Below are 23,507 nucleotides of genomic sequence, written 5' to 3' on the forward strand. Positions count from 1 at the left end.
AAACCAACACCCAATCAACCAAATGAATTTGGCTTTTTGTACATTGATTCCAATTCTGGGCAATCCAGTGGAGGCCATTCTGCCCTCCTTTTAGGAGACCGAGTTTACCACTTACAATACTCATTTGAAGACCAAATCTTTCATATTGTGAGAGAAAATTGGAATGATTTTCGGTTCCAATATGGAGTCATCGAAAATCGAAATATTGAATTTTACAAATGGAACTTATCACCTTCCGCCAAACAAACCTTACGCCAAAAATGGAATGAACTTTATTTAGTCCAAGAAACACATATCCAAAACCAAAAAATATTAGAAGAGGACTCGGAATCAAACGAAAGCTATAAAAAAGAAGACTACTTCCAAAATACTAGGGTTGGATTTGGATACTTTACGAGTATCCTAGACCCAAACTCTCCCATTCCAAAACAATTCCACTTCCAAAAGGAAGAATTCAAAAATATCAATGAACAACTGGCTCAATTGAAATTAAATATACTAGAAAAAATCTCTAGTCAAACAAGTGAATCAATCATCTTACCAGATACATCCTCTCCCCTTCGTCTTGTATCCACCATTCAAACAAGTACAAATCAAATGATCCAATGGGAACGTAAATTCTTTGTACGAAAGTTTTTACAAAATCCAGTTCTATTGTATGAACAAGCATTTGTTACACTCGAAGGAAAAGAGTTTAATCTCACAAATGAAGAAATCCTTATATGGAAAAGATACCAATCCAAACTCATCAAAGAGTTAAAATCCTGCATCCTTTCAAACGAATGCCAAGATTGGGAAGAATTAACCTTATTACTTCGTGTTTTGTATCTACAAAAATCGATTGATGACAAACAAATTGTATTCCCGAAAAAGAATTTTACCGGATTTTCATATTTAGAATTCACCGAACTTCCGAGTGCCGTCATTAGCACCAAACAGAAAGAATACGCATCCCTATTCTTGGAAAAAAGGAAGGATTTTCTCGGTGGGTACCATCCTATTCAATTTTATAATTGGGAAACTTTTTTATCACATTACCAAAGTTTTATGGATGGTAAAACATATACAGAAGGCATCGAGTTTAATTGGGTAGGAAAAAATCCATACCTAATTGAAACGAATAAGTCGCCAAATACAAAGCCAGAGTCAATCATTACACACACAAAAAACCAGGCAAAAATTTATACAAAAAAGATCCGACAGTTGTATTCATACAATTTGGTTTTCCAGAACTGTACGAATGAATTATTTTATTATTTGAATTTAATGTTTCCAGAAGGAAACATTGGAGGAGAACAATTTTGGGATCCTTTATCAAACTCAATTTTTGGTCTCAATTTTATTCCATCAGTGGCTGCAAAAAAATTGAGTTCTAACAATTACACAAAGGAAATAAAATTATATCCATCTTACCGCAATTTAAAACGAAACAATATAAAAGATTGGGAAGAGAAATACATTGTAGAACGTTTTGTCCCTACTTCAAAGATATACCGATCCAATCCTATGGACCATTCGTTTTTATTTTTTACTGAAGAATCCATTTGGAGTCGGCCTGTTTTGGGTTTTGCCAATGTGGTTTATGGTTTGGGTTATACGGGAATTGGTTTTATCAAGTCACCAATTGATAAAGGACGAAAATTTTCTGAAGGAACTGAAACTATCTTTTATAGTATACCTGAACTTTTTTTCTTTAATATCCGTAAGGGTCATTTTCCATTGATAGCAGCAGAAGAAATTCCAGAAGAATATTACCAAAACGAGTCACAATGAAATATTTATTCCTCTACTTACCTTATTTATTCCTTTTCATCACTTTGTTTTTTCCCACCAAACCATGGTTTTTACCAAGTGATCAAATCACTTACCTATACATATCTTCATTTTTTATTTCCTTACAAACGATTGTGCTAATTATCAGCAAAAAAGACATTTTTAAGGAAAAGAGTTTTGTAAAGTACCTTCCACCAAACTGGAGTATTGCTGGTTTTTATTTTTTATTGATGTTATGGTTTCCAATTCGCAATCGGAATTGGGGGGATGGATTATTACTTCTCGAAACCAATCTTTTAGAAACAAAACTTTTTGGATTCCAATTCACCTTGGATGAAATTCTAGAAAGTATCCTACATAGCAAACTCACCAGTATACTTTCGTATTTTCAATTTGATGAAGACCCGATCCTGTCTTACACAATCCTTTCCTATCTAGCAGGGATTTTGATCCTCTCTGGATTTTTATGGTTAGGAAAAAAGAAACAGAAAAATCTTTCTATCTTTGTTTTACTTTCTTCAGGTGGAATTTTACTTACCTTCGGGTATGCTGAAAACTATACATTAGTCACAGTGGCACACTTAGTTCTTTATCTATTTTTAAATCAATATGCAAAAGATCCCAAAGATAGTGATACATTACTATATGGCAGCACGATTATTGTCGCCTTATCAATGTTATTTCATCTGGTTTCGGGATACTTGGTGATTTGCCTTGTTTATTTATGGATTTTCCATTCACCGAAAGAGAAAAAACTCAAACACCTAGTGATTTGTACCTTCCTTGGATCCATCATTCTATTCCCTTGGTTTGTCTATTTTAGTATATTCCACGATCCGACGGTTGATCGAAATAGCACACATCTCATCCATCCTCCTTTTTATCCCATCAGACGTTGGGTTTCAACTACTCATATCAAAGAGATTTTCTCTGTACTCTATTGGAATGTTTCTTTTTCTTCTTATTTTCTCATCTACCAATGGCGTTTTCAAAAAGAAAAATGGAATCAGTTTATCCAAAAACCAAACCACAAACTATTACTCGTTACGACTTTTGCCTTTATACTCCATGGATTTTTACACAACCCACAATTAGGATTCCCAGCGGATTGGGATTTAATGGGATTTTACTGGTTGCCAATTACAGTTTTGGCATTTTTATATTGGAACTTTGAAAAAGAATTACCAGTGGAATGGGTTCCTCTGCTTCTATTTAGTGTAACCTTAGTTATGGTATCTGCCTTCGAACTTTCAAAAACGAATCCAAAAGATGAATTGGTTTGGCAAATCACAAAAAAAGCGATCACAAAGTATTCGATTGAAAATCAATCATTCATCCAAAGTTTACCCAAGGAAGAAAAAAAGTTTTTTGCAAAGGGTGATTTTTTATTTTTTAAGGGAGAATACATTACCGATCAGTTATGTGATTTTAAGGAAAAAGAATCCCTCATTCAATCAATGAAAGTTCATCGAAAATATTGGAGAGAAGGTTTTTTGAATGGGACATTTCAATCGAAAGAGAAATTGAATATTTTCCTAACAGAAGCTACCAAAACAAATGTACTGTATCTCAAATCTCTAGAAGCAAATAAGATATGTCATCCGAAGCTTTAGAAGATGTTTCCAAATATTGGATGTAATTCGAAATTTCTGATTTCATTGCATCAATTCGATTTTCACCACCTGGCAATTGCACAAGTGTTTGTATCAGAGGGTGAGTGCTCGATGCAAGGAGTCCATCCGAATACAAAAATAAAATGTCTCCAACTTCAACCTGGATTTTACTTTCTGCAAATTCCATTTCCTTCAAGATCCCAAGTATCTGTCCTGATTGGTCTTGTAAGATTAAGGGAGCTCGACTGTCTTTTTGGAAAACAATGGGAAAAGGATGTCCACCTCTTGCATAAGTAATACATTTTTCAATATGATCGACTACGATACTAATCGCTGTCATACTATGAGTGCCGATTTCATTACACAACTCTCGATTCAAACGAGACAATAATTGTGATGGAGCAATTGTTGTCGTTCGAGCTAGTTCTTTATGAATGGTAGTCATAAGGATTGCAATCAGTCCAGATGTCACACCATGACCTTCAATATCTCCCATAAGAATTAAGGTTCTGTTTTCATCGAGTGGAATGACTTGAAAAAAATCTCCCGATACAAAACTAACAGGTTTGATTTCAGAATAAATTTTACGTTTTAAAAGGGGTAAATTCATTGTTTTGGACTGAATTTTGGCAGCAAGCCTGAGATCACGTTTGATCGATTCATCCATTGATTCTTTATCTTTTAAAAAATTATAATACTCGAATGCCCTTGAAATGGCCGCTTCAATAGATTTTGTATGAAATGGTTTTAATATAAAATCCGATGCTCGGTGATACAAAGAGGAAACAACAGTTTGAATGTCATGTTCCCCCGTCATCATTAACACTTGGGTTTTGGAATCGATTGCCTTGATTTTAGGTAATACCTCCAAACCAGAAGTTTGTGGCATGTTGACATCTAAGAATACGATTGGATTTTTTTCCCTTTCAAAGTATTCCAATCCTTGTAAGGGATTTGTGAAGTAACGAACAAAGTAACCTAAACCATTGACAATCAATTCCAAAGTTTCACAGATTTCGGTATCATCATCTATGATGAGAATTTCAGGTTTGAAAGAATACTCGGACATCTACCATGATTATCGGTTTTTGATCTGCCTATTTTGAGACCAATCGGAATTTTAGTTTTTCTTTTACCTCATCTACACGTCGGAAATAAGATTCATGGAAAACTTTTTTTTCAAGATATGGGTCCGTACATGAAATCATTTCCCCATATTTCCATTCATAATGTTCACCATTTTCATATTGAACTCTGTTTTGATGGATTTGAGACGATAAACTGCGAAGATTTGTGCCACGAAAATTTTTAACCAGCGCACGAAATGTACCCTCTTTTTCAGGATCAATGAAACGAAATTTTCGGGAAAACAAGACAGCGTCATGGAAGTATTCAGGAACGTTAAATGCGCCAGAAGTTCCTAGGCGTTTTGAAAGGACACGAATAAAATCCGTAAACTCATTTAGAACATTTAGTCCTGGGTATTCCTGTCCAAAGTACAATTCCTTTTTAATATCACCAGGTTCAAAATTTAAGTTTTGAGTGAGTAACCAATCGATATAGATCATTGGGAACTGTTCGTCATCACCTTTTAATTGGAACTGTGAAACTTTCAGACGTGTGTGAACTAAAATCTTTTTTGATTCAGTTTTGATATAAATACGATTGTCAAAATCATTGAGAATTTCGAGCTCAATGATGGGATTGAGAAAACCACGTTTTTCTACAGCAGAAATCATCCCCGAACTTACTAACAACTGTTCCACTTCATAATGAGTGAAACGATTAAAAAGTTTGGGTTCCATGTTTAAGGAAGTATTTAACTCTTTTGATACATCTACTAATGACAAATCATCTAAATTTAACCAATCAGATTGGTTTTTCTTTTTGTCTGTAGAAGAAAAAACTCCCATTATTTTTCACCAAATGCAGCGATTGTATTAAAATGAATTTCAACAGTATCACGAAAGTCTCTTGCATAACCACCAGCTAAAGTCACAACGCAAGGGATGTTAAGTGATTCAGCAAATTTTTTAACCATCACGTCTCTTTCTTTTAACCCTTTCATGGATACTTTTAGTTCTCCAAGAGAATCATCCTCATAAGGATCAGCCCCTGCAACATAATAAATGATATTTGCATCAAAATCCTTTCGGATTTGATTTAATGAAGTATTGAGAATGGAAAGGTATTCATCGTCTTTTATATTTGCTTCCAAATTCACATCTAAGTTAGATATTTCTTTCTTAGGGTAAAGATTGCCTTGGTGCATCGAAAATGTGAAAACTTTGTCATCATACTGAAAAATATACGAATTACCATTCCCTTGGTGTAAATCTAAGTCAATAATCAACGCATTTAAATTTGGTTTGGATTCCTTTTGTTTCCGAATGGCAATCGCAACATCATTCAAGTAACAAAATCCCTCAGCTCTGTCAGGAAAACTATGATGGTATCCGCCTCCCATATTGAAAGCAAACTGATGTTTGTCGGAGAGAACACTTGCATACATTGTTCCTCCCACTCCATACATAAAACTTTCCACAATACTTCGATTTAACGGTAATTCAGAATTCATCGTACGTGTAGTATGTTCATAACTGAAAAGATCGTCGAGGTATTCTTTGGTGTGAACTAACTCTAAATCAGCATCATCTGCTTTTTTTGGTAAGAGGATATCCCATGATGCAAAAACAGGATCCCTTTTGACGCGGTTATAAAGATGTGAGTATTTATGTGCAGGGAAAACATGACCAGGTAATTCGAGGTTGTACGAAGAATGGTAAATGAGAGCAAGTGCATTTGATGCCATTAAATTGATATTTCTGCGAAAAATGACACAAGTCAATTCAATCCATACAATTTACTTGCAGGAAATATCAAAAAAGCCAAGCTTTGGGTCTATGCTGGTAGACGATAAAATCCCTCAAAAACGCACAAAAATTATATGTACCATTGGACCTGCCTCAGCGAATCGGGAAACTATTCTCAATTTAATTTATGCAGGTATGGACCTTGCTCGGATGAACTTTTCCCATTCCACTCATGATTACCACAAAGAGATTTTCGAATTGATCCGTGAATGTGAACAAGAATCGGGAAAATCAATTGGGATTTTAGCAGATTTACAGGGTCCAAAAATACGCACAGGGAAATTGGGCACAGGCCCTATCGAGTTAAAATCGGGTGACCAAATCGCCATCAACAACAAAGCAGATTTTTCAGGAACCAAAGAGGAAATCGGATGTACCTACCAGTACATTCTGAACGATATCGATGTTGGACATAAAATCCTCATCGATGATGGAAAACTTGCGTTTGTTGTAAAATCCAAAACAAAAGAACGAGCCATTTTGGAAACGGTAATTGGTGGAGTCTTAAAAGACAATAAAGGAATCAATTTACCAGGGACTCCCATTTCAGCACCTGCCCTTTCTGAAAAAGACATTGAAGACCTCCAATTTGCACTTTCACTGGGAGTTGATTACATTGCCCTATCATTTGTTAGACGAGCAAGTGATTTAGAAATGGCACGCCAATTTATGAAAGACAGTTACGCAGGATTGATCGCAAAAATTGAAAGACCGGAAGCCATTCAAAACATCGAAGAAATCATCGACCATTGTGACGGTATCATGATAGCAAGAGGTGATTTAGGGGTAGAACTTGACACACAATATGTCCCCATTATCCAAAAGGAAATGATCACAAAACTCAATCAAAGAGGAAAACCAGTGATCACCGCCACACAGATGTTAGAGACTATGATCGACAATCCAAGACCAACGAGAGCCGAAGCAAGTGATGTGGCAAACGCTGTTATGGATGGAACCGATGCAGTTATGTTATCTGGCGAAACTGCTTCTGGAAAATATCCCGTTGAAACTGTTAAAACTATGACTAGCATTATCCAAGCTGCAGAAGAATCAGAAATTTATTTGTCACACTTAAGGAGTATGGATCGTTCCGAATTTGAAGTGGAACGTACGGCTCTTGGAAGTGCTGCAGAATCAATTTCCAGATCCATACATGCAAAAGCCATTATCAACTTCACAAGGTCTGGTTATTCTTCTTTGTTATCATCTGAGTTTCGTCCACTCAATCCAATTTATTCTTTCACTCCCTTCTTAGGTACAGCAAGAAAGATGCAATTGTTTTGGGGTGTTGAATCCTATGTGATGCCAATGATGGATAAGTTCCCTGATATGATATCCTTTATGAGTAAAACATTAAAATCAGAAGGGAAACTAAAGTCGGGAGATACGGTTGTGATTTTGTCAGGTGCTCCAGGTTCAGTGGCACAAACAGTTGATTTTATCCAGATTCACAAAATCAAATAACAAATGTTTTCCGAAGTCCTTGGGCGGCAATGACACTTGTCGTCCAAGCATTTTGAAAATTAAATCCGCCGGTGATACCATCTACATCGATCACTTCACCCACAAAATACAATCCTTTACAAACCTTACTTTCCATAGTTTGGAATTGGATTTCTTTTCGGTTCACTCCACCTGCAGTCACAAACTCTTCTTTAAAAACACCTTTTGCAACCATTTGTAATTTTTTTTGTGTTAAGTTTAAGGATATATTTCTAATTTCTGGTTTACTCAAATCCGAATAACGTTTGTTTGCTTGAATTTCTGATTCCTTTAATATCCATTCAAAAAATCGAGAAGGTAATTTCCAATTTGGATCTTGCGTAATTTTTTCACTAGGCGAAGTTTCTTTTTTTTTCAAAAACTGATCTTCAACAAATTGAGTGGATTCACCACCAACCCAATTTACAGACAATTCCACTCGGTAGTTGGCATCAAATAAAGTCCTTGCTTCCCAAGCCGAAAGGCGAAGTGCACATGGACCACTGAGACCCCAATGGGTAATGAGGATTGGACCTTTTTGAGGTCTTCCCTTTGGTAAAATTTTAAGTTCTGCATTAGGAACAACCAATCCTGTTAATTCCATCAAATCAGTATTTTCTAACGTTAGCGTAAATAAAGAAGGCACTGGGTTTACAATGGAATGTCCCAGTTTTTCCACCATACTCCAAACTTTTCGGTTTGAACCTGTTGCAAGGACAATGGCATCAAAAAATTCCTCTTTACCACCTTCCCATAATAATCGAAATGATTCGGAATCTTTTTCCGTTTTATAAATTCCAACTAATCCTTGTTCGAAGTGGATTGGGATTTTGTTTTTTTTTAGTTCATTCAAAAAACAATCGATGATGGTTTCTGACTTATCTGTAGTTGGGAACATCCTGCCATCGGCTTCTGCTTTCAGAGTTACACCTCTTTTGGCAAACCAATCGATTGTGTCTTTTGGTTGGAAGGTTTCAAATGCCCAACGTAATTCTTTTTGGCCTCGCGGATAACGGAGTGACAGTTGTTCGGGATCAAACAACTGGTGCGTTACATTACATCTGCCACCACCAGATACACGAAGTTTAGCGAGAGGTTCTTTACTCCTCTCAAAAATTTCAATGGAAACATTTCCAGAGAAAGCATCAAACAATTGTATGGCGACAAAACATCCAGAAGCACCCGCGCCAATGATTGCTATTTTGGGTTTTTTACCCAAACCTCACCACTCTCCCGTATTTGGCATAGAAACCCATGGTTCTTTTGGTGGTAAGGGATTTCCTTTTTGTAATAACTCAATGGAAATCAGATCCGGTGACCTAACAAATGCCATACGGCCATCCCGAGGTGGTCTGTTTATAACAACTCCCATCGATTGGATTTTTTCGCAAGTTTCATAAATGTTATCAACTTCGTATGCCAAGTGACCAAAATTCCTTCCTACCGAATATGGTTCAGCTTGTTCCCAATTATAAGTGAGTTCGATTTCAGAACTATCCTTCTCTCCAGTGGATAAGAATACGAGAGTGAATTTACCTTCTGGGTATTCCTTCTGGCGAGAAACTTTCAGGCCCAATATACCGACAAAAAAATGGAGAGCTTTCTCCAAATTTTGGACACGAATCATCGTATGTAAATACTTCATAGTTTTGTGCTTCTACGATTTAAAAAAATATAAGAGCAGAAATAGCCAAGAGAAATACTTAGGAAATTCAACCGAAAGCCACTCTTTTTTCCCTTCCAATAATTTTCCTAGGGAATAGAACGAAAAAACTAACAAAACAAATACAGAAGATACTTCCAAAAGACTATATAAGTGCATACGTTTTAAGAAATACAAAGTGAGTGTTGTGGGGAATACGAATTGGATCAACAAAAACACTCGATACAAAATATTTCCTGATGCCTTGTGATATACTGGGTTATGCACCTTGTTTGTTAATTCTAAATAATGGTGTGACAACCACAGTTTAGGATCTCTAACACCTCGGTCCATCACCGCTTGTAAATCATCGGGGCGTACAGATGGATAGGAAAAAAAGGAAACAATCCCTTGCCATTTATTTTTCGTATGAATCAAATCCGAGAATAAATCTTTTAATACATGTACATTGGCATTAATGGGATCATAACTATGTAGTTGCGTTGTAAGTCCATATCTCGGTTCAAATGTTTCTTCACAATAAGTTCCAAAAATTTTATCCCAGAAAATAAATACGCCACCGTAATTTTTATCAATGTATTCAGGATTCATCGCATGGTGTACCCTATGGTGGGATGGGGTGACAAATATCGCTTCAAACCAATTGGGTAATTTATGAATCGCACGAGTATGCACCCAAAATTGATAAGTACGATTGAGGGCATCGATGATCAAATAAGATTCAACAGGAAAACCCAAAAGAGCAAGAGGTAAATAAAAGATACCTATCCCGATATTTCTGATAAAAGACTGCCTAAGTGCAACGGACAAATTGAACTCTTCACTGGAATGGTGAACTACGTGAGATGCCCACAAAATTTTAATTTCATGGCTATATCGGTGGGCAAGATAAAACAAAAAATCCAATATTACAAATAAAACCAACCAATGCAAAATGGAAGATGGAGCTAAGTAGAATTTGGAGAGTGTTTCTACACCAAAAGATAAATGATAGAGTTTATCATAAACGAACACAAGACCGAGTAATACCAAACCATCGAAGATTCGGCTTAAAACACCTAAACTCAAATCTGCGAGTGAGTCTTCAAAAAAATAGAATTCTTTTTTTTTGATTCGAGTGTAAACAATCTCGATGATCATGAGTAGAAAATAAAAAGGAACAATGGATTCAATCAGTCTCATAAACTTACCTTAACGATGTACCTATCGATAAGAAAGAAGAAATGGAAGCAAGTACCTTTCCTAGGATTTTCTATTTTGTTTTAAATTTAATTTTGCGTTTATCCCCAAAGGTTGCGTTCATTATTGATTGCGATATAAATGCAATAACGAACATGAAAATCATTTTAATTGTTTACTGATGTCTATATTCAATTCTGTGAATGCATTATTGAGTGCGGAATTCCAACCAATGACAAGTGCTTCTGCATCTTTTTTTTCAATTGTGATATTTTGTTTGTATGTTTTTCGAAACACTGGTGAAGAAATACTGTTCATATCTTCATAAACAACAACTTCAAATTCCACAACAGCCTTTGGTTCTTTGGATCGAAAATCTCCGTACAATTGTGATAAATTTAGTTCGATGTAATGAGTTACATTCACTCTTGTGTGTAAATTTGCATCCCATTCAAAATTCCCTGATTGTATCAGTGATTTCGAAAATTCTTCTTTGAAATTATGCGATGGAGGAATAAAAAATCCGTTATAAAAATCAGATTCATAAACGGCATTATCCCTTCGGTAAACAAACTCCTTTCCTTCAAATCTTTGTGAGATAAATACTTTTCGCACAAAAAAGGTTCTTGGTTTCGGAGGAGAAAACAACTGTTTTGCATTATTTGTCTCAATTAAAAAAAATCTTTTTTCGGGGAACGTTTTACTTACACCAAAACATTGGGTGAAAAAAATACTAAATAAACTAACTATAAATATGCGGATTACAAATTTCATGAAAATCATTTCCAAAGTTTAGACTTGTTTGGTGCATCTCCAAATAGAAATTGGGAAGGATATTTTTTCGCATTTGATGTCACTTCTTTTAAGTCTTCTGAAGCAATTCGTAAGTTTTCAATGGAAGTAGAAATATCACCTTGGTTTGCTGCAAGCAATGTATCCAATCGTTTGAGTGTTGTTTGTAATTGTGAAACAGATTGGTCTAATTTTTTAGGAAGATTTTGGGTTTCTGGGCTTGCGATGAGCGCTTTTACTTCTCCATTCGTTTTCCGTAGGTCCACAAGTAAAGAAGTTGCTTCCCGGGAAAGGTCACCAAGCCTTGCATCTAAAATCGTTTGGTTTAAATTTTTGATCAAATCACCAACACCCATTAGAATTTTGTCTACGTCAGCTTTTTCTACCTTATCAAAGAACTTATCAACAGATGCTGTAAATCTTGAGATGGTACTTGGAGCTGATGGAATATAAACTGTTTTTGGTTCCCACTCAATGGATAAAGGAGGATTTTTTTCAGGATTCAAATAATCCACTTCTAAATATGCAGTACCAGTTAATCCTTGTGAGGCGAGTCGTACACGAAGACCACTTTGGATCATCCTTTCTACCGTCTTTTTTAAATCGTTTCCATATACACCTTTCACAAAATCGGGAACGGACATTTTAATGAGAACATACCTTCCATACCGAAGAGCCGTATCTTCGTTTAGTTTGTCTGCATATTCATTTTGTACAAATGTAATTTCTTGGACGGTTCCAACCTTTACACCTCTGTGTTTCACAGGAGATCCTATATCTAAACCTTGGACCGACTCATCAAAGTAAGTTTCCAAACTAACTGACCTTTGGAAAATATTACCAGCCGTGAATACGATGAGGAAAAGGATTAGAGTAAAAAAACTAACTAAAACAAAAATTCCAACTTTGAAATAGATTTTATTGGATTGGTTCATAAGGGAGCACTCTCCTGTGGGATTCGATTGAAAAATTGTCTAACAAAAGGATCTTTTGATTTTTCTTTTAAGTCTTTAGGTTTTCCTTCGGCTATGATTCCTTTTTTTGATTTATCTAACACAATCACACGATCAGCCATTGTAAATACTGATGGTAATTCATGTGTAACGATCACAAATGTAACTCCTAAGGTTCTCGACAAACGTATGATTAAATAATCAAGTTCTACACTGGTAATGGGGTCAAGACCAGCACTTGGTTCATCTAAAAAAATAATTTCAGGATCCATTGCCATTGCTCTGGCGATGGCAGCTCGTTTTTTCATTCCCCCTGATAATTCGGAGGGACTCAAATGCGCAAATGGAAACAAACCTACCATTTTTAGTTTGGTCATGACAATCTCATTCATGATGGGTAATGGTAAGTTTGTGAATTCTTCTAATGGCAGTCGCACATTTTCTAAAAGAGACATGGAACCAAACAATGCACTTTGTTGGTACATAACACCGATTCGGTTCCAGATTGCGACTTTTTGTTTGCCTTCTGCAAGAACGATGTCATCCTCATCAATCCAAATCCTTCCACTGAATGGTTTTGTTAAGCCAATCATGTTCTTAAGCACAGTTGATTTTCCACAACCAGAACCACCAAGTATGCCGAAGATTTCTCCTTTATAAACATCAAAAGATATATCTTCCATGATCACAGAGTGACCATATCCAGTTGTTAGGTGTTCGACACGAATGATTGGTTTCTCTTTCATATGCGTAAGTAAAAATATAGGACGGAAAAAATTCCATCTAAGATGGAAACTAATATGATCGAACCTACCACTGCTGATGTGGTGGATTCACCGACCGCACCTGCTCCCGATGCTGTTTTTAACCCTCGGTAACATCCGATAGAAGCTATGATCATTCCAAAAAAATAAGATTTTAAGAGTCCCCCTAGAATATCGGAAAGCCCAACGGCAATGTTCACTTGGTTTACAAACGTAATGAGAGGGAATCCAAAACTCACAAGCACAACAGCTCCACCAATGAGACCAAATAAATTAAACACAATGGTAAGAAGAGGTGTGACGATGAGAGAGGCAACAAGCCTAGGGATGATGAGAAATTGTACGGGGGGAAGACCCATTGTTGTCAAAGCATCAATTTCTTCTGATACTTTCATCGTTCCAAGTTCTGCAGCAAACGCGGAACCAGACCTTCCCGATAAAATAAAGGCTGTCATAAGGGGGCCCAGTTCTCGGAATAAAGACAATCCGACTAGGTTTGCAACAAAAATCTCAGCTCCAAATTTTCTCATCGGAATGGCAGATTGGAAAGACATGATGAGTCCCAGTAAAAATCCAATCATGGCGATGATGGGAAACGCATTCACACCCATGGATTCCGCTACACGGAAACTATCTTTCCATCGGATCTTGGATGGATGTAGAAAAGAACGCCAAAAGGAAACAGTAAGTTCACCCGTAAAAGTGATTAGATATTTGAATTCCAATAAGGAATCGATGGTTAGTTTTCCAATTTGTTCTGATTTGCGAAGGGCAACTGCATATTGTTCTTGGTATTTTTTGCTATCATCATTAGTGATGTTGAGTCGGTATTGGAATTTTTCATCTAATCCATGCAAGGCGAACTGAATTTTTTTAGATTCACATTCTGTCTTTACTAATTTTAGAAATGAAATTCCAGATGAGTCAGACTCCTTTAATTTTTGAGCAAATATTGAGATATTTCTGGGAGTGTTTTTGGTTATACTCTCTAAAAAAGTAACCCAATCTTTTGAAACTTCTTTTGTATTAAAAATTTCAGGTAAGTGAATTTCTAAGGTATTTCCTTCCCACAAAAATGAAGATTGTCTTTGGTTAGATTCCACGTTTCAAACGTAAAACTAATTCGGAACGAACACTAGGCAAGTGATTTTATTTTACATTCTAAAGCATTCTTTAGATCATTCTATATTTATGGGCAATTTTATGATCCAACTGATTGCATTTTCAGCAGGTTTATCCTTCCTATTTGCCATTGGCGAATTCCTTAGGACAAATGCGAGCCGGCAGGCCAAAGTGCAAGGATTGTTATTTTTATTTGTCGCCTTTTTCCAAACTCACACCTATTTAGCAAGCACCAAACTGTATCAAATTTATCCACATTTTTATTTGGTACATTTACCATTCACTGCAAGTATAGGTTCTTTATTAAAACAATATTTTTCAGAACTTTGGAATGAAAACCCAGATAAAAATCGATTTTCCATTTGGGAATTGGCTCCTGCCGTTTTCGTATTAATCCTGATGTTTCCTTTTTATCTTTCTTCTGCTGAAACTAAAATAACAATTCACAATTCTTATTTGCAAAACGGAGTTCCTCTTAAATTCCAACTGATCATCTTACTTGCTGTTTTACCTATTTTTTATTCTGCATACTATGTTTTTTCCCATATGGTTCATTACGTTCGTTGGGAATCATTCAAAAAGTCAGCTCACCTCCGTTTGGTGGGACTCGTTGTTGGTTTTGGTGCATTGGTGAGTGCAATTGGAGTATATACTTTATTTTTCCATGCAAAACATGGTTTGGAAATAGTGTCCTTTTTCTTATCTTGTCTGATTATCAGTATTTACCTATTACGACAAAAAAGTCCTGAACTTTGGGGTGAAGTACAAAGGATTGTCATTGAAGAAAAAAAATACCAAACATCCCAATTGGGATCTTTTAACTTAGAAGACCTTCACAATCGTTTGAATTTTCTCATGGAAACAAAAAAAGTATATTTAGATGAAACGATTAATTTGGAAAAATTGGCAAAACATATGAGTTTGTCAGAACACCAACTTTCTGAATTTCTAAATTCTTATGTGAAAAAAAGTTTTTTCCACTTAGTCAATCATTACCGGATCAACGAAGCAAAATCATTGTTTGCAAACCATCCAGAAAAAAACATTCTCACAATTGCATATGAAGTTGGATTCCCTTCCAAATCAACATTCTATGATGCTTTCAAACGTGAGATAGGGCAAAGTCCGAGTGAATACCGTAAGAATCTAAAAAAATAAAAACGAACGGACCGATTCGGAAACTTTTTTCATTCCGAATTGACCGATTCGGTCGATTCCATGGACAAAACAGTGTATGCTGGTCTTTAGTCTAAAGTAGGTCAGGAGAGAAGTATGTTTGGTGGTCCCGTTCAGTGTGAATTGGTTCTTGATTGTGTAACCAAAATTGGGTTTGCCCAAGGCATTTTAAATTTTATTCGTTATTATCCCATTGCAGGATTGGCTTTCCTCCTATTCTATGTTTGGCGAAAGGATTTTTTTGAAACCTATCGAATCCAAAAACTCTACCCAAAAGCAGAAAAAGTTTGGAAAGAATTTCGCCAATCTGCTGTCACTCTCATTGTCTTCACCATGGTGGCTGTGACAAACATCACATTGATGAAAGCAAAAATAGTTCCGAGTGGAGTGTACTTTGGATCTGTTTCGGGTGTCTGGGAAATCAGTTATCTTTTTATCAGTTTTTTCTTTATCACGGTATGGCACGAGACATGGTTCTATTGGATGCATAGATTTGCTCATTTGAAAAAAGTATACCCACATGTGCATTCGGAACACCACCAATCAGTGAATCCATCTCCTTTGGCTGCTTACAGGTTCCAGGCGACAGAAGCATTTTTAGAAGCAATTTATATTGTCCCTTTTGTGATGTTTGTGCCTGTTCATTTTTATGTAGTTCTTTTCCACACCTTTTATGCGATGATCCTCAATATTTGGTGGCATCTTGGGTATGAATTTTTTCCCAAAGGTTGGGCCTCACACCCGATCACAAAATGGATCAATAGTTCCACTCATCACAACCTCCACCACCAAAAGTTCCATGGAAATTACTCATTGTATTTCAATGTTTGGGACCGAGTGATGGGGACCAACTTTCCTTATTACGAAGAGTATTACGAACAAGTGGTCGGTGAGAGGGAAAAAAAACGGAGTGAAAGAGAAAGGAAAGGGAAAATCAAAGCAGAATCAGGGTTAGTAACCTCCTAACTTCGATTCCAGTAACATGTCCTTCCCCATTCTGCGGCAAGGATCGAGCGGAAATCCCTCCCGGGTACCAATGTAAGGATTTAATTTTACAAGGGTAACTTTCGGGAGGATTGCAGGGAGAGCCCGACCCGTCAAACGATTCGATTCGGTTCTAAGAAATCATCGGGGCCGCCCCAAAAAAATCATCGAAAAGCGACATAAAAGTCTTTAGGAGGAAGGAAAACCGTCCGAAAGGGAAAGTAGAGAGGAAGAGAAATATGTTTGAAGCAACACATTTCATGAAAACTCAAGACCTTTTGGAACGAGGGCTTGGCGCGGCGACACAAAGACGTAAGGTGATCTCCGATAACATTGCCAATGCGGATGTTCCTAATTTCAAACGATCAGAAGTAGTGTTTGAATCCATGTTAAAACGTGCGATTGAATCGGAAAAAATTGAAAAAGACAAAGCAGTTCCAACGAAAATCACAAACGACCGTCATATAGAATTTTTTAAGCCCCTTGACTACCGCGATGCCAAACCGAAAACTAATTTGGATTACCTTACGACTATGAGACCAGATGGAAACAATGTGGACATCGAAAAGGAAGTGGTTGAGTCCAACCAAAACCAAATGAGTTATAATATCATGATTGATCGGTTAAACCAAAACAACCGTTTGCTTAACATTGTGATGAGAACCAATTAAGGAGTAAACGATGGGTATGTTTGATTCGATTAATATTTCTGCCACGGGTCTTTCCGCACAAAGACTCCGAATGGATGTGATCTCCAATAACATTGCTAACTCTACAACAACGAGAAATACCAATGGAGATGGCCCTTTTAGACGTGACCGTGTCATCCTAACACCGATTAACCTCCGCACCCAATGGAAAAGCCCTGTGTATCCATTTGGAGTGGCTCCTGGCGAAGGAAAAGGGGTAAAGGTGATGAAAATTGAGAAGGACATGAGCCCTCTTCGTTTGACCTACGACCCCACTCACCCTGATGCCATCCAAACTGGACCTAAAAAAGGGTATGTGGAACTTCCGAATATCAACATCGTCACCGAGATGACGGATATGATTTCTGCTTCCCGTTCCTATGAAGCAAATGTCCAACTCATCAATGGTTCCAAAGCCATGATGAACAAAGCCATGGAAATCGGCCGAGCGTAAGTTTCGGTCGTTTTTTTAAGTCCTTTTTTATATGAGACATAATTTTTTACTTCAGATTTTGGAGCAGAAACCGATGATGGGAAGGAGAAACCACCATGTCCATTGACCGCATCACATCACTTTCCTCTCAATCATACAAACCACATTCCCTTCTCCCCCAAGGAGACAAAGTCGGAATCCTTCGTTCGGATGATCGCCATTATGGAAAAACCAATGAAGCCAAATCCCCTGACGAAGTGGCCGGCACATTTGCAGATGCTTTGAAAAAAGCCTTTGAACAAGTGAATGACCAACAAGTGGAAGCGGACGAACTCACTCAAAAAATCGTGTTTGATCCAAACTCAGTGGAACTCCATGACGTGATGATCGCGGCAGAAAAAGCAAGGATCTCACTCACCTTCGCCAAAACCATGTCAGATGGATTTGTGAGAGCTTACAGAGAACTTACAACTTTAAGATAATCAAAATTTAAGGGATTGGGCGGCCAAACACTCGTTCGACGGTTTCGAATCGAATTTGGATTTGGTCGTTTGGTCCAACCTTTACCCCTTTTTTCATCTGAACGGAATCAATTCGTTCCCCATTTACATACACTACCCAACCTGCATCCCAAGAGTTTCGGATTCCATTTACTTCCATAATTTCTTCCGTACGGTTAGTAGAAATAAACCTCATAGAAGGATCTTCGTTTTTGGACAATTCTGCAAGAAGGAAAAGTAAATCCTTTCGATCAAATAAAGACGAAGGTATGGACTTAGTTTCTTCATAGTCTTTTGACAAAAACTGAATTTGGATTTCGGGTTCTTTTGGTTTATGGGAGGAACGTGTGAGTTTACAATTTCCAATTGTGATCAGAAACAATCCTAGTAATACACTGAGATGAATGGGATACGTGAATTGTTTTGTCATTTTTTTAGATCGGTTCACTTCTTTTCGTTTCTCTCAAAGGCATACACCAATCCTTGTGCATTTAAGTTCACATCCAAACGCAAAAGAGACCAGTCTTTCTCAGTGAGTGTGACCGAATTTCGATTGGCCAAAATCTTTATCATCAACTCCACTTGTTTTTCCATAAAGGAAAGTCGATTTTCTTTTGGGACTTGTTTGAGTTCGAGGATGGCATTCTGGCTGTGACGTAATCCAATTTTTAAGTCTTCAGCACTTTGTTTTAGATTTTGGATCTCTCCAAAATGAGTCAAATAACAAACATTAGCCCCTGTTCCTAAAATTAAATCAATGGAATGGATGGCTTCTTTGGCATCAAAGTCTGTTGGGGTTGTGGTAGGAAAAATAAATGATTTTCCGTTTTCCAAATGGGGGTAAGAGATTCCAAACGAATCTCCTGTGAAAACACCATTTAGTTTTTTGTCATAGATACAAAAGTGGTGGTTTGCATGACCCTTGGTATAAATGAACTCGAAACTATGGCCTTTCCAATCCAAAAATTCTCCATCCTCCATCACACGCACTCTTTCTTTGGGAATGGGTTTGATCTCGCCATATAATTTTTGGAAATTCTCTTTTCCATACACGGCGGTTGCACTTTTGATGAGAAGGCTTGGGTCGATCAAATGTTTGGCAGTTTTAGGATGTGCAAGTAACACTGCATTGGGACAAGATTCAAGTAATGCCCAAGCCCCACCCGCATGGTCTAAATGGACATGAGTCACAATAATATAATCTAAGTTTGACGGACTGACATTTTGTTTGTCCATCACAGAAAGGATTTTTGGAATCGCATGGGTTGTATTGGTTTCAACAACGATCCCATACCCCTCTTCTTCGATGAGATAAGCAGAAGCAACTTGTTTTAAATCAGCGTATTCTGTATCAATGGTGATAAAAGTGCCCATAGTCATACAGTATGGTCAAAAGAACTACTTTGTCAGCTTAAATTCTATGCATTAACCACTCAAACGGGCAATCGTAATCTGTCTTCGATCCATTTTGTTTCTTCTTCGATTTGTGAGTTTGACCAACCCCATTCCTTGGCAACCACTTGTATCATTTTCTCTATAGATTCCTTGGGAAGGAGACCAAGAGTTCCAAGCCCCGTACGTCGCAAAAAAATGTCAGATAAGGTTTTTGCCATTTCAAATCGAATCGCATACACAACTTCTGCGAGGATCTCTCCATCTTCATTTAAAACTGTACCTAAATATGGATCCACTTTCACAATGGATAAAATTGTTTCGTAAGCTAAACCATAATGGCGAATCAGGTAATCAATCGTTTTTGGTAAAAAACCTTTGTGTTTTTCTTTTGCTTCTGCAATAAAAGATTCTATATCGAGGATATGACTTCCATATAAATGTTGTTTGGCGGATATACTTTTAATTGCTCGTTTTTTTATTTTTTTCTGGATCGACCGAAAGATCGTTTCGGCAAACTGACGGCTTGTTGTGTATTTGCCTCCTGCTGCTGTAATGAGTCCATCAATTCCATCTCTAACATGGTCATACAATTCTGATTTCCTTGAGGCAGAATAAGTATCATCACCTGCCTCAGCAAGTGGCCGTAACCCACCATACGCAAATAAAACATCTTCAAGTGTTAGTTTTTCTTTTAAATGAGATGTTTCATTGATATAATCAAGAAATTCCAATATACTTTCCCTAGTGAGTTTCCAATCTTCCACCTTACCAAAGTAAGACTTTTCTGTTGGCCCAATCATAGAATGGCCTCGCCATGGAGCAAAACTAAAATGACCTCTATCACCCACAAACAAAGTCATAATGGGTGTAACTTGTTTTGTGATGAGGTAAATCCCTTCGGAACGTTGTTTTGGAAAACTTGTTTCTGTTTTTTTTGATTTTGCCAAAACATCTTGTGTCCATGGACCTGAAGCATTGACCGTAACTTGGGAACGAATCGTAACTTCCTTTTTAGAAATCATATCCATGGCAGTCACACCAACTACACGACTTCCATCCCATAACAAATCTTTCACTTCTGTATAATTGGATATTTTTCCACCATACAATACAGCAGACTTCAGAAAACTAAGAGTCAAACGTTCTGGGCTTAGGCAAATGGCATCGTAGAAATAAGCGGCGTCTTCATAATCTCCTAAATTTTGTTTGAGTAGTTCGTTTCGTTTGAGGTATTGATGATTTGGTATTTTTTTAGATTTATCCCAAGTCCAAGTTTTGTCAAAAGACAACAAGTCGTATACAAACAAACCAAGTCTTGCAACGAATCCTGGTTTTGGAAGGATCATGGGATACGGATACACCAAGTTAGGTGCAATATTTGATAAATTCCTTCGTTCCTTTAATGCTTCTCTGACGAGTCCAATTTCAAATTGTTTTAAATAACGAAGACCACCATGGATGAGTTTTCCAGTTGCAGCGGAAGTGGCGCCGCCAAAATCTTTTTTTTCTAACAAACAAACACTATACCCACGGCTTGCCACTTCATAAGCGAGTGTCGCTCCCGTAATGCCACCACCGATAATGGTAACATCAAAGGACTCTCCATCATAGGTTTCAATGAATCGATTTAATTTCAGAGTCAAACTTTCCCTCCTTTCGCAAGCCAAACTTTGATTTGTTGTTTTAAATTCTCCCTTTCACTTGCAATATCCCAAAGTCCAAGTCGCAAAATAAGAGAGGACAATCTCCAACGATTCAGATCCGAATCAGTAATGCCACTTAGGTGTTTGGATGTCTTAAGATACCCACCTAAGATGAACTTTCGGATGAGGGTATAAAATAGTATTTTGAGTTTGGGAGTTCCTGGCCATAACTCAGCATCTGTAAATAAAAGCTTCGTGAAGGAAACATCCGCACAAGGATTCCCTTTAGCAGCAGTCATCCAATCAATGACAATCCGATCTTTATCTTGTACGATGACATTTTCTGGGTGAAAATCCAAATGCAGGACAGAGTTTCCTTCAGGTAAGTTTTTGATGTATTCACGAATGATTTTTTTCTCTTCTTCACTGAGAAACTCCAAAGGTTTTGCATCCAAACAATCGTTTAAAATCTCTTTGATATCTCTTAGTTTTTCACTTTTAGTTTGGTGGATTTGGAAGTGTAAGTTCGCTAATGTGTTAGCAATGCGAAAAAGTTCGATTGGATTTTTGTCAGGCAATTTGGTCAAAGAAATTCCTTCCAAACGATCAAAGATCATTCCCAATCGTTCTCCCATTTTCACCTTTCCATAACATTGCATTTTTGTGACCTGCAAACGACTCACTTCTATTGTGTTTTCATATTCTGCTTCTATTTCTTTTGGATTTGCCGTAGGGAAAAAAAGCTTTAAGACTTGGTTGTTCGGTAATGCGTATAAATCCGCTGACCTACCGATCGCAAAGGGAACACCTAAATTTTCTTTGTTGAGTTCTATAAAGGAATTCATTTCAAATCCTGCTTTGACTTAAGAATTGAGAATCGCAAAATGTTTTTGATTCGTTTTGTATAATTTTTTAAAAACAGAAAAGTTTTTATCATACACAGGTTTCAATGTTGGATTGGGGAACCAAGTTTTATCGACGGGGATCATTCGTTTAATGTCCTCGTATGTTTTGATTTTTCCAAGTCCTAAAGCAACAATCGCTGCTGCTCCAATTGCTCCTACGTTTTCCGGATGGACAACACGTTCGATGGTTTTCCCTGTAATGTCAGCTAACATTTGACAGATGAAATCAGAACGAGCCACTCCTCCCACAAATCGAATGGTTTTCGAAGTAGGAACTTTTGTATTGGATAACTCTAAAATCCATCGTTTGTGGAACAAAATCCCTTCAATCACAGCTCGGATTAAAATTCGTTTTCCCGTATGCAAACTGATATTAAAGAAGATCCCTCTTGCCTTTGGATCTTCAAAAGGACATCTATTTCCATGTAACCAAGGTGTAAAGATCACACCTTGGGAGCCAGGTTCTGTATCTCTTATGGAATCAAACATAAACTCAAATAAACTCGCGTAAACAGCATCAGGGCCATCTGTGATTTTCTTTTTTTCTAAGTACAAATCAATTTCATCCAATGCCAAATGGTCTTTCACCCATTGTAAACATTTGCCTGATGTTTCTTGTTCTCCGAAATAATTATAATACCCTTCACGGCTTCCCACAATGGAAGCAATCCTAGCATTGATATCCACTGTCCTTCTTTTTGTAACAGTACCGATCCAACCAGATGTCCCTGCGTAAATATGAGTGTCTCCCTCTGAAACTGCACCTGCACCCACTCCAATGAGAGAAGCATCCCCACCACCACCAAACACGGGTGTACCGGTCTTTAGTCCTAAATACTCTGCCGCTTCGTTTGTGAGCCCTCCGACTTTTTCTTCGGCATTGATGAGTTTTGGTAAATGTTCCCTGCGAATACCAAATAACTTACAAAGGAATTTACTCCAGTTTCCTTTGCCTTTTCTCGAATTATATAAAAATGTAGCAAAAGCAGAATCCCTTGTCATCACTGCTTGGTTTGTACACCTAGCGATCAAATATTCTTTGACATCAAACCACCATCTCACCTTATTAAAGTTATCTGGTTCATTTTTTTCCACCCATTTGTATTTCCAAATTGGATCTTTTACACTTGCGGCAACTGCACCTGTAATCCAGAGAGACACCAAAAGTTTAAACGCGTTGATACCTTCAATTTTAAATCCATGTTCAATCCCGGCTTTCATTTCTTTTGTGGCCCTTTGGTCCATATAACTCATCACATTTCGGACAGGGCGAAATGTTTCGTCCACAAGCACAAGTCCTTGCATCTGAGAACAAAAGGAAATGCCTTGGATGTTTTGATTGGATACTTTCGCTTCGCTTAATACAAGTTTTGTGGTAAAACGCATTGCCTCCCAAAAGTCCTCTGGATTTTGTTCAGCTCCCCCATTCGCGAGAAGTTGGATGGGGTATTCTTTTGAGGCAGATGCCAAAAGAGTGAGGGACGAGGTCATCTGAAATAGGCAGGTTTTCACCCCTGTGGTGCCAATGTCATAGGCTAAGATACAGTCTGAATCCATGGAATCTC

Annotated in this window: 23 protein-coding genes; 8 read left to right on the top strand and 15 right to left on the bottom strand. The window is 37.3% G+C overall.

Annotation, left to right across the window (positions count from 1 at the left end):
* Positions 1-36: 36 nt before the first annotated feature.
* Positions 37-1,773 (top strand): hypothetical protein, encoded by a 1,737-nt coding sequence (locus DI076_RS10030; RefSeq protein WP_108959764.1) that lies wholly within the window; start codon positions 37-39, stop codon positions 1,771-1,773.
* Entirely contained in the window at positions 1,770-3,386 is a 1,617-nt protein-coding gene (locus DI076_RS10035) for a dolichyl-phosphate-mannose--protein mannosyltransferase (protein ID WP_108959765.1), read from the top strand. The genes DI076_RS10030 and DI076_RS10035 overlap by 4 nt, the downstream gene beginning before the upstream one ends.
* On the opposite strand, the gene DI076_RS10040 is transcribed toward DI076_RS10035, so the two are convergent.
* From DI076_RS10040 to DI076_RS10050, 3 genes are read right to left on the bottom strand one after another with little or no spacing between them, the layout of a single operon-like run.
* On the bottom strand, positions 3,343-4,455 hold the full coding sequence (locus DI076_RS10040; protein ID WP_108959766.1) for a SpoIIE family protein phosphatase: 1,113 nt from the start codon (positions 4,453-4,455) through the stop codon (positions 3,343-3,345). The two genes, DI076_RS10035 and DI076_RS10040, sit on opposite strands and share 44 nt — an antisense overlap.
* A 28-nt stretch (positions 4,456-4,483) precedes the next feature.
* On the bottom strand, positions 4,484-5,299 hold the full coding sequence (locus DI076_RS10045) for a hypothetical protein (protein WP_108959767.1): 816 nt from the start codon (positions 5,297-5,299) through the stop codon (positions 4,484-4,486).
* On the bottom strand, positions 5,299-6,198 hold the full coding sequence (locus DI076_RS10050) for a histone deacetylase family protein (protein ID WP_108959768.1): 900 nt from the start codon (positions 6,196-6,198) through the stop codon (positions 5,299-5,301). Before DI076_RS10050 ends, DI076_RS10045 begins: the two co-directional genes overlap by 1 nt.
* Before the next feature lie 91 nt (positions 6,199-6,289).
* Between DI076_RS10050 and pyk the strand changes: the two genes are divergently transcribed.
* Positions 6,290-7,726 (top strand): pyruvate kinase, encoded by a 1,437-nt coding sequence (gene pyk / locus DI076_RS10055; protein ID WP_108959769.1) that lies wholly within the window; start codon positions 6,290-6,292, stop codon positions 7,724-7,726.
* Here pyk and DI076_RS10060 read toward each other — a convergent pair.
* From DI076_RS10060 to DI076_RS10090, 7 genes are all read right to left on the bottom strand, one after another.
* On the bottom strand, positions 7,719-8,963 hold the full coding sequence (locus DI076_RS10060; RefSeq protein ID WP_108959770.1) for a BaiN/RdsA family NAD(P)/FAD-dependent oxidoreductase: 1,245 nt from the start codon (positions 8,961-8,963) through the stop codon (positions 7,719-7,721). The genes pyk and DI076_RS10060 overlap by 8 nt on opposite strands.
* A gap of 3 nt (positions 8,964-8,966) precedes the next feature.
* Positions 8,967-9,389: a VOC family protein gene (locus DI076_RS10065; protein ID WP_108959771.1), complete on the bottom strand. Its 423-nt coding sequence runs from the start codon at positions 9,387-9,389 to the stop codon at positions 8,967-8,969.
* 12 nt (positions 9,390-9,401) lie between these two features.
* A complete protein-coding gene (locus DI076_RS10070; protein WP_108959772.1) occupies positions 9,402-10,589 on the bottom strand; it encodes a sterol desaturase family protein in 1,188 nt (395 codons plus the stop codon).
* 159 nt (positions 10,590-10,748) lie between these two features.
* Positions 10,749-11,360: an ABC-type transport auxiliary lipoprotein, LBF_0736 family gene (locus DI076_RS10075; RefSeq protein ID WP_108960903.1), complete on the bottom strand. Its 612-nt coding sequence runs from the start codon at positions 11,358-11,360 to the stop codon at positions 10,749-10,751.
* 5 nt (positions 11,361-11,365) lie between these two features.
* Positions 11,366-12,313 carry an MlaD family protein gene (locus DI076_RS10080; RefSeq protein ID WP_108959773.1) on the bottom strand — a complete coding sequence of 316 codons (948 nt, stop codon included), beginning with the start codon at positions 12,311-12,313 and terminating at the stop codon, positions 11,366-11,368.
* A complete protein-coding gene (locus DI076_RS10085) occupies positions 12,310-13,077 on the bottom strand; it encodes an ABC transporter ATP-binding protein (RefSeq protein WP_108959774.1) in 768 nt (255 codons plus the stop codon). Before DI076_RS10085 ends, DI076_RS10080 begins: the two co-directional genes overlap by 4 nt.
* The gene (locus DI076_RS10090; protein WP_108959775.1) at positions 13,074-14,198 is read right to left on the bottom strand and encodes an MlaE family ABC transporter permease; all 1,125 of its coding nucleotides are present in this window, start codon (positions 14,196-14,198) and stop codon (positions 13,074-13,076) included. The genes DI076_RS10085 and DI076_RS10090 overlap by 4 nt, the downstream gene beginning before the upstream one ends.
* 100 nt (positions 14,199-14,298) lie before the next feature.
* On the opposite strand from DI076_RS10090, the gene DI076_RS10095 reads away from it, so the two are divergent.
* From DI076_RS10095 to fliE, 5 genes are all read left to right on the top strand, one after another.
* Positions 14,299-15,375 carry a helix-turn-helix domain-containing protein gene (locus tag DI076_RS10095; RefSeq protein WP_245918366.1) on the top strand — a complete coding sequence of 359 codons (1,077 nt, stop codon included), beginning with the start codon at positions 14,299-14,301 and terminating at the stop codon, positions 15,373-15,375.
* A 114-nt stretch (positions 15,376-15,489) separates the two neighbouring features.
* Positions 15,490-16,359, top strand: coding sequence for a sterol desaturase family protein (locus DI076_RS10100; RefSeq protein WP_108959777.1), 870 nt, complete (start codon positions 15,490-15,492; stop codon positions 16,357-16,359).
* A gap of 257 nt (positions 16,360-16,616) precedes the next feature.
* The gene (flgB, locus tag DI076_RS10105) at positions 16,617-17,048 is read left to right on the top strand and encodes a flagellar basal body rod protein FlgB (protein WP_100718381.1); all 432 of its coding nucleotides are present in this window, start codon (positions 16,617-16,619) and stop codon (positions 17,046-17,048) included.
* Positions 17,049-17,058: 10 nt separating this feature from the next.
* The gene (gene flgC, locus DI076_RS10110) at positions 17,059-17,520 is read left to right on the top strand and encodes a flagellar basal body rod protein FlgC (RefSeq protein ID WP_012387770.1); all 462 of its coding nucleotides are present in this window, start codon (positions 17,059-17,061) and stop codon (positions 17,518-17,520) included.
* Positions 17,521-17,615: 95 nt separating this feature from the next.
* Positions 17,616-17,981, top strand: coding sequence for a flagellar hook-basal body complex protein FliE (fliE, locus tag DI076_RS10115; RefSeq protein WP_108959778.1), 366 nt, complete (start codon positions 17,616-17,618; stop codon positions 17,979-17,981).
* Between the two features lie 7 nt (positions 17,982-17,988).
* Here fliE and DI076_RS20295 read toward each other — a convergent pair whose 3' ends face one another.
* Genes DI076_RS20295 through DI076_RS10140 form a run of 5 tightly spaced genes read right to left on the bottom strand, consistent with a single transcriptional unit; the run spans position 17,989 to position 23,499 of the window.
* Complete coding sequence (locus DI076_RS20295) at positions 17,989-18,447, bottom strand: DUF4430 domain-containing protein (RefSeq protein ID WP_245918367.1); 459 nt, start codon at positions 18,445-18,447, stop codon at positions 17,989-17,991.
* The gene (locus DI076_RS10125; protein WP_108959779.1) at positions 18,444-19,373 is read right to left on the bottom strand and encodes an MBL fold metallo-hydrolase; all 930 of its coding nucleotides are present in this window, start codon (positions 19,371-19,373) and stop codon (positions 18,444-18,446) included. Before DI076_RS10125 ends, DI076_RS20295 begins: the two co-directional genes overlap by 4 nt.
* Positions 19,374-19,432: 59 nt before the next feature.
* Positions 19,433-21,037, bottom strand: a complete 1,605-nt coding sequence (locus DI076_RS10130) for a glycerol-3-phosphate dehydrogenase/oxidase (protein ID WP_108959780.1) — start codon at positions 21,035-21,037, stop codon at positions 19,433-19,435.
* Positions 21,034-21,882: an aminoglycoside phosphotransferase family protein gene (locus DI076_RS10135; RefSeq protein WP_108959781.1), complete on the bottom strand. Its 849-nt coding sequence runs from the start codon at positions 21,880-21,882 to the stop codon at positions 21,034-21,036. Before DI076_RS10135 ends, DI076_RS10130 begins: the two co-directional genes overlap by 4 nt.
* A gap of 18 nt (positions 21,883-21,900) precedes the next feature.
* Complete coding sequence (locus tag DI076_RS10140) at positions 21,901-23,499, bottom strand: xylulokinase (RefSeq protein WP_108960905.1); 1,599 nt, start codon at positions 23,497-23,499, stop codon at positions 21,901-21,903.
* Positions 23,500-23,507: the final 8 nt, after the last annotated feature.

This window comes from Leptospira ellinghausenii, from assembly GCF_003114815.1.
In the GTDB taxonomy this organism is placed as follows: domain Bacteria; phylum Spirochaetota; class Leptospiria; order Leptospirales; family Leptospiraceae; genus Leptospira_A; species Leptospira_A ellinghausenii.